General features: G+C 70.8%; 8 protein-coding genes. 4 read left to right on the plus strand and 4 right to left on the minus strand.

What is annotated here, in order from left to right:
- Positions 1–228: 228 nt before the first annotated feature.
- The 4 genes from OHA72_RS10250 to OHA72_RS10265 form a co-directional block, all read right to left on the minus strand.
- Positions 229–1,464, minus strand: a complete 1,236-nt coding sequence (locus tag OHA72_RS10250) for a hypothetical protein (protein ID WP_327007602.1) — start codon at positions 1,462–1,464, stop codon at positions 229–231.
- Positions 1,461–4,016: an AfsR/SARP family transcriptional regulator gene (locus tag OHA72_RS10255; RefSeq protein ID WP_327007603.1), complete on the minus strand. Its 2,556-nt coding sequence runs from the start codon at positions 4,014–4,016 to the stop codon at positions 1,461–1,463. Before OHA72_RS10255 ends, OHA72_RS10250 begins: the two co-directional genes overlap by 4 nt.
- Complete coding sequence (locus tag OHA72_RS10260; RefSeq protein WP_327007604.1) at positions 4,013–5,980, minus strand: hypothetical protein; 1,968 nt, start codon at positions 5,978–5,980, stop codon at positions 4,013–4,015. The genes OHA72_RS10255 and OHA72_RS10260 overlap by 4 nt, the downstream gene beginning before the upstream one ends.
- Before the next feature lie 425 nt (positions 5,981–6,405).
- Entirely contained in the window at positions 6,406–6,822 is a 417-nt protein-coding gene (locus OHA72_RS10265) for a GntR family transcriptional regulator (RefSeq protein ID WP_327007605.1), read from the minus strand.
- A gap of 1,118 nt (positions 6,823–7,940) precedes the next feature.
- Between OHA72_RS10265 and OHA72_RS10270 the strand changes: the two genes are divergently transcribed.
- The 4 genes from OHA72_RS10270 to OHA72_RS10285 all read left to right on the plus strand — a co-directional run bounded on the left by OHA72_RS10270 (position 7,941) and on the right by OHA72_RS10285 (position 13,167).
- Entirely contained in the window at positions 7,941–8,348 is a 408-nt protein-coding gene (locus tag OHA72_RS10270; RefSeq protein WP_327007606.1) for a hypothetical protein, read from the plus strand.
- A gap of 5 nt (positions 8,349–8,353) precedes the next feature.
- Positions 8,354–9,100: a site-specific integrase gene (locus OHA72_RS10275; RefSeq protein WP_327007607.1), complete on the plus strand. Its 747-nt coding sequence runs from the start codon at positions 8,354–8,356 to the stop codon at positions 9,098–9,100.
- 9 nt (positions 9,101–9,109) lie between these two features.
- A complete protein-coding gene (locus OHA72_RS10280) occupies positions 9,110–10,183 on the plus strand; it encodes a hypothetical protein (RefSeq protein WP_327007608.1) in 1,074 nt (357 codons plus the stop codon).
- A gap of 1,382 nt (positions 10,184–11,565) precedes the next feature.
- Positions 11,566–13,167, plus strand: coding sequence for an IS1182 family transposase (locus OHA72_RS10285; protein WP_327007609.1), 1,602 nt, complete (start codon positions 11,566–11,568; stop codon positions 13,165–13,167).
- The last annotated feature ends 6 nt before the right edge of the window (positions 13,168–13,173 follow it).

Raw genomic sequence — 13,173 nt, forward strand, 5'->3', positions numbered from 1 at the left:
GCGGAGCGCTGGTTCGCCAGCAGGCCTGGTTGTCGCCGCCGACGGTGGCGTCCAAACCCGCGAACAAACCAAGCCCGGGCTGTGCGGGGGCGACGTGCACGGCGGGGCGTGCCTGGCGGGCTCTGGGAGCTTCACCGGTGTCGGAGGTGTGCGCCGCCCGCCCGTGGTAACGCTGGTCGAGCGCGGCCGGTCCACCGGCGGATGTCGAGGTGATGTTGCGGGGCGATGTCAGTCTGTTGTCCAGGTCGGTGTGCCTTGGTTGGCGGTTACCCTGCCGGCGACGACGATGTCCTCCACGGCGTCTACGTCATACCACTCTCGTGGATCACGTAGGTACATGGTCCACCGGTAGTGGATCGAGGCGCGGCCCGCGGTGGTGGTGGTGACGGTGAGCGTGTCGTCCGGCCTCGGGTCGAGGCGGACCTGTGGGTACTGCAGCACTGTCCAGGTCGGATCGTCGGTGATGGCGTACTTCGTGGAATGCCGCAGTGGGCATGTGTCGATGGTGCCGAGGGTCAGGTCGGTGTCCGGGGCAAACACGCGCTGGGCGGCGCACGCGTCGATGCGTTCGTGGATCTGCCGGAGCACCTGCTCGGACACTGCTGGTTTGACGGTGTCCGGTAGGACGACGGTCCTGGGCTCCTGCGGGTCGCCGGTCGTGACGGTGTCCGCGGCGCTGATGGTGATGGTGATCTGGCTGGGTTCCAGCAGTGCGGTGCCGGCTTTGCTGGCGGTGTAGACGCCGGGTGGTGCCCACACGGTGACGGGGACGTCCGCGGTGATGGGCGGGAGCTCGGCGCCGGCCATCTTGATCACGGACCGGGTGGGGCCGGGGAAGGTGAGGGTGGCGCCGGGTGGTTTCGTGATGGACCAGTACCCGCCGAAGAAGTTCTGTTTGTAGTAGTCCAACCCGACATGGTCGGTGACGCGGCGCCCGTCCAGGTCGTAGGAGACCGTGACGGACTGCTGCTTCGACCCGCGTGAGCTGGTGTGGTCGGCAATGGTCTGTTCGCCGTCGATGTGCATGTTCGTCGGGGGCAGGTAGCCGGTGCTGAGCGCGGCCGTGCCGCACAGCGGGTTGCTGGAGCATTTCCCGCCCGCGTACAGCGCATCGGAGTCGCGGTCGGCGAGCTGGTCGAACCACTGCTGGACGAGCTCGCGTGGCGACGGGCCGTCGGAGTTGCGGATGACCACGACCGCGGTGACGACGACGAGCACGGCGAGTACACCCGCGGCGACCTGGACTGCCCGCCGCCGCGACCGTCCGGGCTGCGGTGACACTGCGGGTGCCGGTGGGGCGCTGTACGGGGGCAGCGGCGGCAGCGGTGCGCGGCCACCGACCTGGAACGGTGACGTGTGCGTGTCACCGAATCGGATCAGCACCGCCGGCAGTTCCGGCGTCTGCCCGGTTCCGCTGGTGATGCGGTCATTCGGTGACGTCGGGGAACCGGTTGTGGCGTTCATGGGCGGCTCCGTTCGGCAGGGCTGCGGACCGTGCCGGGACCGGCGGCGCTGAACGCCGGTGCGGTGTCGGTGAGCGGGTGCAGGCCGTCGGGGACGTCGTGGAGGAGTCTGGCGGCGAGCGCGGCGGTGTCGGGCTCGGGTACGGCACCTGCGGCGGCGAGATGTTCGGCCAGCGTCGCCGCGGCGCGGTGCAGTCCGTCGCTGTCGCCTGCGGCGGCGTGACGCAGCAGTAGCCGCCGGTGGACCGCTTCGTTGCCTGGTGTGTCGCGGGCCGCGCGGCGCAGCAGCCGTACCGCGGTGTCGTGGTCGGGTTCCAGGTCGGCGAGATGGACCCGCAGGTCGAGGGCGTGCCGGGCCAGGCGTTCCCGGTCGGCGGTCAGCCACTCCTCGGCGCAGCCGTCGGCGAGGTCCCCGTTGCACAGGTCGGCGGCCTGCCGCAGCAGCCGCAACCGGCGTGGCTGCTGGACGGTGCCGGCGGCGGCGTCGAGCAGGTCGTGCAGCCGCCACACGTCGACGTCGACGGTGTCCGGGTCCAGCCAGTACCGGGTCAATCCAGGATGGGCCGTGTTCGTGGACTGTTGTAGGACCGGCTGCCCGGCCGCGTCGGCTAGGGCGCGGCGCAGTTCCGACATCGTGGTCAGGTACCGGCGGTGCGCCGCGGTCCTTGCCACGTCCGGCCATATCGTCTCCTTGACGGTGTCGGCGGTGACCGGTGCGCGGCGTACGGCGAGCAGGAGCAGGATCTGCCGGGCGGCGCTGCGCCGGATGGTGACCGGGGTGACGCTCCCGTCCGGGTGCGGGCGCAGCACGACCGGCTGGCCCAGCATCCGCAGACGTAGCCGTCGTGGCAGGTGCGCCGTGTCCGGGGGTGTGCGTGGCCACGGCTCGCCGACCGCCCCGGCAATACCTGGGCCGTCGTGCACCGACGGTCCCGCCGGGTCGGTGACCTGGTCCTCGTCGGACGGGAGGCCGGGAGACCGGGTGCCGGTCGGTGGGGGAGGGGGCGGGATGGTGAGCAGGCCGAGACCGGTCAGTACCGCCCGTGCCGTCGCCCGGTCCAGGACAGCGATCCGGCCCGGGCCGCCGGTGGCGCCCGCGACGTGCACGGCGCCGTCCCGGGCGACGATCCAGGTGACAGCGCCCGGCCACGCACCGACCCGGACCGCACGGGCCGGTTGGGCCGGACGGGCCGATCCGGTGCCACCGGATCCGTTCGCCGGGTTCGCCGATGCCGATGCCGATGCAGGCGTCGACGGCGGTGGCCGTCGGCCGGCCGGTGACCCGGCTGCGGGCATCGCAGCCGGGGTGACCGGGTCCGTGTCGTTCAGCAGCAGGACACCGCAGGCGACGTCGCTGATGATTTCCTCGTCGGTGCGTTCGCCGGAGACCGGGTCGGTCGCACCCTGTTGCGGTGCGACAGCTGGCGGTCGCTGACCGTCGGTGACGTACAGCCGTTCGGATCCCGCGGCGATACAGCTGGCTCCGAGCAGCGTCTCCAGGGCCTCCGCTGTGACGGTCACCGGCGGTGCGTCCCTGTGTGGGTCGGTACTCAGCGCGACGAGTAGCCCGCGAGCGGCGTCATGCGCGCCCGGCCCGACCAGACCGACGCCGGGCCACGGCACCGCGGCCGCCGCAACCGTTGTGGACGTCAGGGTGTTGCCGGGGACCTCATCGGCGGGCCCGGTGTCCGCGCCGGCAGGAGAACCGCTCGGTGCACCGATGCGGGGCGCGGTGTCGGCGACGGCATCGACCGCGACCGGTGCCACGGCACGATCGACGGCGGGGCCTGCCGAGGGCCCAGCAGCGTCGTCGCCGGCGTCGGTGACGGCGCGGTCGTACCTGAGGAGTTGTCGTAGCTGCGCCGGCAGGGGGAGCAGGTCACTGTCGCCGCGATGTGCCCCGGCGGGCGGTCGGGGCCGGTAGCCGCGACGCCGCTGCGCCCACAGTGCTGTGGCCGCGGTGCCGATCGCCGCGAGGACCGGCAGCGGCAGCCAGCCACCAGGGACTGTCACTCCGTCGATGTCCGGACCGCCAGCGGTGGACCCGGCGACTGCCGTCGGCGGCGCGGCAGCGTGTGTCGGTGTGTCACCACTGCTGGTGCTGCTGGTGCTGCGGCCGTTCGCGGCGGCGGGCTGGGCCGTGTTCCTCGCCGGCCGTGGCGGATCCTCGGCAGGGTTCCAGGTCGCCGCGGTAACGACGGGGGTCGCGGGCGGCGGCTGCAGGTCCTGCGCACCGCCGCGCAGTGCGTTGAGCATCAGCATGAGCCCGCTGGCAGCGGCGGTGACGGCGGTGTGCAGCGGCACCGGCAGCCGCGGCGCGCGACCGACGTGCCGGACCGCGTCGATGGCGTCGAGGATCATCAGCCGCAGCAGCAGCAGCCACAGCAACCACCCGCATCCGACCGCCGCCGCGACCAGGCCGCCGACCGACAGCGGCTGCGCCACGATCTGCGGCACATCCCAGTCCACCGTCCGCTGGAACACCACGAGCGCGACCGGCAGACCCGCCAGCGTCAGCAGGACCGCGAACCCGGCGATCACGGCACGGATCAACCGGTCCATCTCGACCCGCTCACATCGCCGTGTGGAGCCGCCGCCGGATGCGGCGACCGGCCTTGCCCGGCGGTGATCCCGGCAGCCGCCGGCACCGGCACCGGTGACGCCGGTGACGCCAGCCAGCCGGTGGGCGGGACGAGCAACAGGCGGCGCAGCAGCAGCCACACCGCGCGGGCCGCCCACCAGCCCGCCACCGCGAACGCGAACCCGGCCGCGACCATCCCGGTCGTGCGCCACCCCAACGACCCGGCGACCAGCGCCGCCAACGGCACGGCCAGCAACAAACGATGCAGCGTCCGCCGAGCCAGCAGCAGCCCCACACCAGCGCCGACACACAGTCCGCCGAGCCGCCCCACCGGTCCGATGATCTCCGAGGACGGGGTGACCCACTGCTGCAACTGCCACTCGAGCAGCTTCAGCACCGCCGGGCTGCTGCGCTCGTCGTAGCTGATCAGCCACGCGCCGAACCCGACCAGCGCCGTCACCGGCGACGGGAACCGCAACCAGTCCAACCAGGAACCCCGCGGAGGGTCCGGGCGACGCCACACGACCACGGCCACGGCCAGCACGGCGGCCATGCCCGGCAGGACCGGCAGCACCGACCAGCGCAGCAACGGCCCGGACTCCAGATCGAAGTACCCGGCCGCGACCGTCGCGTACACCGCGGCAAGGACCAGCCCGCCCACACCGCCACCGGCCAGCGACACCGCCAACAGCCGGTGCCGTACCCACACCGGCGCCCCGGCCTCCTCATGCCGGGCCGCCGTCACCAGCATCAACCCGCCAACCGCCGCGATCAGCCCGAACGTCGCCGCGAACGCCAGCCCGCCCCACGCCGCCAGCAGCATCGCCGCATCGATGCTCTGCCGCGGCCCGTACCGCTCCGAGCCCGCCATGAACTGCCCGAACAACACCACCGACCACAGCGCCGGAACCAGCGCGGCGGCCACATCGCGCCACCCGGCCTGCCCCGCCACGCGGCCCTGGCGATCCGGCACTGGCGAAGTCACCGGCTCGCTGACCGGTGTGGCGGTAGGGCGGCGGCCAGGTGGGGGAGAGCGCAGCGCGCCGAGCGCCGCTGCGAGTTCCGCCTCCGCCACCAGGAACGGCTCGACACCCGCAGCAGCACGCAACTGCGTGCCGACCGAGACGTCGGCCGCGCCGGCACCGGCGGCGCACACCAGCGTCAGCCTGCCCGGCGCGATTGCCGAGCCGTCGACAGCACGCCGCACCACCTCACCGATCAGCCCGCCGGCCGGCCCGGCGTCGCCGCCCGCTCCGGCCTGCGGTGACATGCCGTCCCCGGCACGGCTCGCATCACCAGCGCTCGCCGGGACCGGCGGTGTCCGCAGGTCTTCAACGGCATCGCGTTGCCTCGGCGGGGTCGCGCCAGCCGCGCCGAGATCGGCGACGACTGTGGCGGTATCCACGCACGACAACACGTCGAAACCGTTCACCGCGCGCCGCAGCACGGTAGCGGTACACGCCGTGCCGGCGGTGCCGGAGGTGCCAGCGGTGTCGACCTCACAGACCAGCAACGTTGCCCCGTACGGCAGCGCTGCCCCACCGCACAGCAGATGCCATCCCACCGATGCAGGTGCGGTCACCACCTCCACCCGGTCCAAGCCGGCGACCTGCGCTGCTCGACGCAGCCCGGCCAGACGGCGAGGACCCCAACCGGCGGGCGCCGCGACCATCACCGACGACGGCGTCGCGCCGACCGTCGACGCCACGCACGCCGCCACGTGACGCAGCAGCGCCGTCACCAGGTCGGCCGCCTCGAAGCGCCGACCCGCGACCACGATGTCCTCACCGAGCCTGGCACCCGGCTGCGCCACCCACCGCTGCGCTTCCACCACCGCGGCCCGCCGCTCGGCGTCCGCCCCGACCAGCAGCGACCCGTCATCGGCGACCAGCACGGCGTTGGCAAGCCAGCCGACATCGTCCAACGGCAACACCATCGCGGTTCCGTCCGCGAACCCGACCACCGCCCGGATGCGAGCCGAGGTCAGATCAACGGCGAGCCGAAGCTCCCCAGCCATCGACATCGGTCCATTGTGCACCTCAGATCAACTCAAGGTGAACCCAAAATCACAATGAGCGCCGAATCGCGCGCCGCCACCACGGCGTTGAGACGCCGGTTAACGGCGAGGGCGGAGGCTGCGGCTGGGCGTCGCGGGACGCGCCAGGTCGGCCGGAGATTGCCGCCCGACACGGCGTGCCCGACCGTCGGGCCCGCCGACCGTCGCTGCCGAGTTGGCGAGGATGGCAGCATTGTGTCCCGCAACGGCTGCGGGGCGACGCGCATCGGCAACCGCGAGGTCCGCCCGGTCACCACGTGGACTTGCTGGCGGCGCGGGACTCGCGGTGGCGCGAGCGGCTGCATTTACGTACGTGGCGTGCCGCAGGCTCCGAACAGGTCGGCAGGGTATGTCTCCAGCGATCCGTCCGCGCGGTGCACCTCCAGCAGCGGCACACCGACCTGGATCCGCATGTGCCGGGCCTGCTCGTGGGTCGGCATCCGGGCGACGAGGCGGTCCACCCCGGCCAGTTCGACGAATGTTCGCTCCGGGTGTGTGCGGATCACGGCCGGTCTGCCGCGCTCCGTCGTGATCAGCCCCTCATGACGCAGCACGTCCAGAGCCCGGCGGACCGACATCCTGCCAACACCGTGAACCCGGCCGATCCCGTCCTCGGATGGCAGTGCTGCTCCAGGCCTGTGGACACCCGCCGTGATCTGCTGACGCAAAACGGAGGCGAGCTGCAGATACACCGGAAGCATGTCGCTACGATCGATACCCATCACACGACTATAGGCCATATGGCCATACATGCCGATGGTGGGCCGCTGCGACCCCGGCCTCGACGGTCCGACAACCCCGGCCGTGACGACCTCGCCATGCCCGGCGACGCGACCGGCGGATCTGCCGAACACCGACCTCCGGCGACGCAACTCACCAGAACCCGCTCGTACGGATGTTCTACTACGGTGGCGATGTGGCGGGCGCACCTCAGCTAGCGAGGCCGGATGGCTGATCACGGGCACGGACCGCGATCCCGTTCGGCACCTGTTCATCCGGATGGAAGAGACGGTGGACGGCTCCGGGCAATGGACGGTCGAGCTCAGCGACTGTCGGCGGCGCGCGGGTGAAGGCGGGCACGTGATGCACCACTACCGCCACGAGGGCGACGCACGCGCGGCCGTCGCCGCCGTCTATGCGCTCAGCCGGCACCTTGAACCACTACCGACCTGGAATACGCGACACAGCGAGCCACCCCGCTGGCGGGTGCGGGCGTACGAGGCAGTGCCGGTAGGCCCCCAGCGCTCGGACGGATAAGGCACTCGCCCGGGGGCGGCCGGCATCAGGATGGCATCAGCGCCGGCCATCTGGTGCATGCGGACAACCTTGGGATCGCGGGCGCGGACGGCGCGTCACTGAGATCAGGAAGGCAGACGTTGCATCGGTTACCGTCGGTGGGTGTTCCGACGTGTCCATGCCGATGACGACGTCCAGCGGCTCTACGAACTGCTGTCGGTCCTGCCACCACTCAACGACTAGGAACCATCGCCGTTCTGGCGCGACTACGCCGCCCCGGCTCGAAAACCATCGTCAGCACATCCGGTCCCAGGACGTACGTTCGTCCTGTAGGTGATGCCGCGTTCCCGGTCGTACCAATAGCGTGCGGTAGATCCGCGGATTGACACCCGCGGCTGCGAACACTGCGTCTTCCGAGAGCAGATGCACGCGCCGCATGCTAACCGACGGAGGAATGCCGAAACCCGCTCATGGCACCGCCGGCCGTGCGCTGTCGCTTGGGCGGCGGTCGTCATGCTGCGTGCGCCGTCCGGACTGCGGGCTCAGCGGAACCCGCCGAGTTCTGGTGCCGAGGTCAGAGTGCCGCAGAGACTACCGTGTCCTCATGGTGATCTTGGAAGTGCACAACGACTCCGCTGGGTGGCTGGTGCTCTGGTTGGAACCGTTGGGAGAGGACCGCTGGCTGAAACCGGACGAAACGTTCCACGTCCGCTCCGACTATGACGGCGACGATGCACCCTTTACCGTCGACCGCTCCGAGGACGACGACCGGGCGGCCGGCATCGTGAACATCGCCGTTTGGGTGAACGGAGGAGACGCCCAAATCACCGACAGCACCGGTACCCGTCTCGACTGCGGCCATCAGCGCCCAGAGGAAGTGACCAGGAAGTGGAACGCGCTGCTGCAGCAGATGCGCAGTGGCACGGCGTCGAACCCGATTCCGGAGGGAGGCCCGAGACGGAGCTTCTATGTTGACCGAGGACACTCTGCGACCGGTCGATCGCCGAACTGAAGGCCGTGAACTGGCCACGATCGGCGACCGCCGCGGATCTCGGCCGCTACCGCGGTCATACCCGGCTGCACAGCGGGTCAGGCCTGAGGGCCTTCCTGCGCTGGTGCATCGATCAGGAACTCGACCCGCTCGCAGCGGTACGGGTGGACATCGAGCGCTACCTCCGCTGGCTGCAGGACGTGCGCCGTTACCAGCCCTCCACAGTGTCCCACCGCCTGTCGGTGATGGTTGGCTTCTACCGAGTCTGCGTCATCGACCAGATCCTGCCGCACTCGTCCGACGACTACGTCCGCCGACCAACTGTCCCAGCGGAGTCATCAACCCTCGGATTGGGGCACCTGCAGTTCGAAGCGCTGATCACGACAGCGCTGCTGTCGGCCAACCCGAACGACTTCGCCTTGATCGCACTCCTCGGCTTGCTCGGACTGCGGATCTTCGAAACCTGCGCAGCCAGCATCAGCGATCTCGGCGAAGAACGCGGCCACCGCGTCCTGCGTGTCCGCGGCAAGGGCGGCAAGGTCGTCCTCATCCCGCTACCACCCGCCGTCTCACGGGCGATCGAACGCGCTATCGACGACCGCACCAACGGCCCGATCCTGCGCAGCCATGTCCGACCGGGCGGACGCGGGCCACTGCCTCGGCGCGCCCGTTGGCGAGACGGCGACCTGTGCCCTGGTGACCGAGGCCGGCTTCAGCCACTTTCTGGCGCGGCGCGGACGCCCTTCAACCTGAGCTCCGAGATCTGGCTGTAGCCTGCGCGGATGCCACGCACAGTGCGCCGGCCGATCGTCCTCGGCCTGGCCTCGACCGGGACCGCGGTCGCCGGACTCTCGATCCTGCTCTACGCGACCTACGTCGGCGTGCGTGACGCCAGGGTGGTGCGCCACCTGTTCCCCACGCTCACGGCCGAGGCGCTGGCCTTCATGTTGCCTGCGGGCCTGCTCGTCGTGGGCCTGCTGGCGGGGGTGGCGCTGGCCCTGGCCGGCCGGGACGCGGGGCGCTGCGCGCTGGTGTGGCTCTGCGGCATGGGGATCGGTGTGACGCTGCTGTTGTACATCGGGCATCTGACGGTGCTGTTCAACTGGGATTACGAGGTGTGGATCGGGCCGCCGCGGTGGGTCGGTGGGCTGGGCGCGCTGCTCGCCGTGCTCGGGCTGGTGGCGGGTGCCGTCAGCCTGGGCATCCCGCCGGCCCGCCGGGCCTTCACCGGATCGCTGGCCCCTGCGGCCGAACCGGAGACCGGCGCCGTGTCCGGCACGGAGGCCGGCGCGGTGGCCGTGCCGGAGCTGCCGGCGTCGTTGCGGCGCGCGGCGGTGTGGCTCCGGGTGGGCGGCGGGGCCGGCGCCGCGGGCAGCGTCGGCGTCGCCGTGCAGAGCGTCGCCGCAGGCGACACGGTCGGCGCGGCCATGGCCGTGTTTACCGCCGTCGGCGTCCTCGCCTGCGCCGTGGGTGCGGGCGCGGCGGCGGCGACAGCTCGGCAGCGCCGCCGTGGCGCGGCCCAGCTGGCCCGTGCCGCGGCGGCGGGGGTGCTGGCCCTGCTGCTGCTCGCCCTGCAGCTGTGCACGATCTACGTCGTCGGGTGGGTGCTCTGGTCCGAGACCACAGAGACCACTGGGCCAACCGGCTTCGACCCGGTAGTCGTCCCGATGATCGTTGCCGTCGTGGTCGGCATCGTCGCGACGCTGGCCGGGCTCGCGGGCCTCGCCGATCCGCGCAGCGAGCGCTTCATGGCGCAGCCGCACCGGCCGCAGTACGTCACGTGGGGGTCGTGGGCGCCGGCCGCGCAGCGCTCGCCGGAGGAGGCCGCACCGGTGGACGGCTACACGGTGCCCTGACGTTCGGTGTTATGCGGTCGGGGTGGTCCGCCAGGTAGATCGGCACCCACACCACCCGCAACAACCCTCGCCAACCGGCAGGCACGCAGGGACCTGGCCGATACGGCCCGGTCCATAGGCCGCAAACCTTGACGACCCATGTGGCGGCAACGTCAAGCACACACATGCATCGCCAGTGACCGCTTGACGACATATCCGGATCTCCCCCCGTTGGTGCGCCGCGGCGGTGTGACCGGTCGTGGCTCGTTACTGATCGTTAGCGGCTCTCTGTTGCCCCGGCTTCTGTCCTGGCTGAGGAGCGGACCGGCTCTGGGAGCTTGCAGTGGTGTATACAGATCCGCTGTGGAGACGTAGCCCGGCTACAGCGATGCCGGACCTGACGATCTGGAGGGTCCGGGTCTGGGGTACGACGGGTCCGCACTGCTGGGTCGGCCAGGCTTCTGGCCCGCGTACCTCGGTGAGATCCTCGGGCTGGATCTTGACCGTGAGCTGGCGGAGCTGTTCGATGACCAACTCGATGCGATCCGCAACGCCAATCGGGAGCTTACGGATGCCTTCGCCTGGCCGGTCTTTCCCATCGAACTCGGCGGCGGCGGTCTGGTCGCGGTCGCCTACCGCAACTTCACCGAGGATATTGGCCAGGACTACCTGGTGGTCCCTCCCGCCGGCGAGCGCTGCATCCAGATCGCCACAGTGGAGGGCGCGCTGCAGGCTCCGGGTATCTCGTGGCCCGAGCTGACAGCGGTCGCTGATCGACAGCCCACACCGAACGGGCGGGCCACGGTGTCATTGCTGCTCGCGCCGATCCTCGGCGCCGCAGCCGCGGAGGCTGCCGAGGCCACCACACGGCTGGCCGAAGCGTTACGGGCCGTCGGTGTGACCGGACAAGACCGCGACGATCGCACACGGGATCGTGTCAGCCTTCCCCGCCGAGTGGGGCGAACGGTTGACGGGAATGTCGTCTGCCGGGACGAGGGCAGCACCCGCAACCCCGCCGGTCGGGCATCGTTGAAGCCAACCGCCCTGACGACTGTCTCCGATCTCTTGGCAGGCGCTCCAGCCACATCCGGATATTTTGCAAATCCTGAGGCGCAGTCCGCTACTGGCCAAGATCCGGCGCACCGATCTGGTTCGCGAGGCGAGGGGCGCTGCCGCGCTCAAATTTGTCGCGGCGGATCAACGCTCCGGCCGGATGGACGGCATCCTCATCTGGCCGCCGTGCGTGCACATGGTGCAGGCCAGCGTTCGCCGCGATGTGAAACTGTGCCTATCCGGCTGGTGCCAACGGTTCGAACGCTAGTTCTAGGTGACTGGTGTTAAACGATGGTCTGGCCCTCCGGGCCGGACCATCGTTTTGTATCTATTTCGGGTAGTGTGCCTGGGTGGCGTTGGGTAGGGCTTCGCAGCAGTTGGACCTTCTCGATCCGGTCACCCGGTTCTGCGAGGAGACCCTTCCCGGCAACTCGATCTTCGCGTTCCTGCACGAACACCGCGACACGCTGTTCCCGGACGGGATGTTCACCGATCTGTTCGCGGTGAACGGTCGCCGGTCGGTGCCGCCGTCGGTGGTCGCTACGGTGATGGTCCTGCAACGCCTGGAGGGGTTGTCCGACCGGGAAGCGGTCGACCGGTTCATGTTCGATGCCCGCTGGCGGTACGCGGCCGGGGTCGGTGGCTGGGACGGCGCGGGCCGGTCCGGGTTCGCCCACACCGTGCTCGTCGACATGCGTGAGCGGCTGCGCCGCTCCGACCGCCCGGACCGCGTCTTCGAGGTGGCACTGGCCGCGGCCCGCAACGCTGGGCTGATCGGGCGGCGCAGGGTTCTGGACTCCACGCCGTTGTATGACGCGGTCGCCACGATGGACACGATCACGCTGATCCGCACCGCGATCCGCGGTCTGCTCACCGCCGCCGCCGCCGGGCTGGCCACAGGGCTGCGGGCGGTTCTCGCCGGGCTGGGCAGCGGCGATGACTACACCGGCACCGCGAAACCGGTGATCGACTGGGACGACACACCCGCCCGGGAAGCACTGATCGACTCCCGCGCCCGGGACGGTCACGCGCTCCTCACCTTCCTCGACGGCCGCGAAGACCTTCCCGAGCCGGTGGAGCAGGCGATGCGGCTCCTCGCTACCGTGCTGGGCCAGGACCTGGAAACCGGGCCGGACGGCACGCTGCGGATCGCGCGGAAGGTCGCCACGGACCGAGTCATCTCCACCGTCGATCCTGAGGCCCGGCACGGGCACAAGACCAACCACCATGGCTTCGACGGCTACAAAGGCCACGTCGCTGTCGACCCCGACAGTGAAATCGTCACCGCGACCGCGGTCACCGCCGGCAACACCGGCGACGTCGAACCCGTCGCCGACCTCCTCACCGACCTCCTCACCGACAGACCTGATGACGGCACTGCCGCGGTCTATGGCGATGCCGCCTACGGCGCCGGGGAGATCCTCGACCGGCTCGACCGCGCCGGGATCGACGCCAAGACCAAGGTCCAGCCACCCGTCGCACCTACCGGGAAGTTCACCAAGGACCGCTTCGACATCAACCTCGACGAACAGCGGGTCACCTGCCCCAACGGGACAGTCAGACCGATCCGGCGGGTCAAGGACCATCCCCGGCACGCCGGCAAGGCCGACTTCGGCGCCGCCTGCGCCACCTGCCCACTCCGCACGCAGTGCACCGACTCCAAGACTGGGCGCAGCATCACCATCGGCCACCACGAGACCCGCCTCACCGCCGCACGCACCCGCCAACAGGACCCCGCCTGGAAAGCCGACTACCGCGCCACCCGACCCAAAGTCGAACGCAAAATCGCGCACCTCATGCGCCGCCGCCACGGCGGACGACGCGCCCGCATGCGCGGACGCATCCGCATCGCCGCCGACTTCAACCTCCTCGCCGCCGCGGTCAACCTCGCCAGACTCGCCACCCTCGGCCTCACCCACACCGGCCGGGACTGGACCCTCGGCCCCGCCTGAACACCG

Origin of the sequence: Dactylosporangium sp. NBC_01737, from assembly GCF_035963215.1 — a bacterium.
GTDB lineage: Bacteria > Actinomycetota > Actinomycetes > Mycobacteriales > Micromonosporaceae > Dactylosporangium.

Excerpts from the sequence above, each read along its gene's own strand:
- OHA72_RS10250 (WP_327007602.1), bottom strand. The coding sequence starts at position 1,464 with ATGAACGCCACAACCGGTTCCCCGACGTCACCGAATGACCGCATCACC.
- OHA72_RS10260 (WP_327007604.1), bottom strand. The coding sequence starts at position 5,980 with ATGGTGTTGCCGTTGGACGATGTCGGCTGGCTTGCCAACGCCGTGCTG.
- OHA72_RS10265 (WP_327007605.1), bottom strand. The coding sequence starts at position 6,822 with ATGGGTATCGATCGTAGCGACATGCTTCCGGTGTATCTGCAGCTCGCC.
- OHA72_RS10270 (WP_327007606.1), top strand. The coding sequence starts at position 7,941 with ATGGTGATCTTGGAAGTGCACAACGACTCCGCTGGGTGGCTGGTGCTC.
- OHA72_RS10280 (WP_327007608.1), top strand. The coding sequence starts at position 9,110 with ATGCCACGCACAGTGCGCCGGCCGATCGTCCTCGGCCTGGCCTCGACC.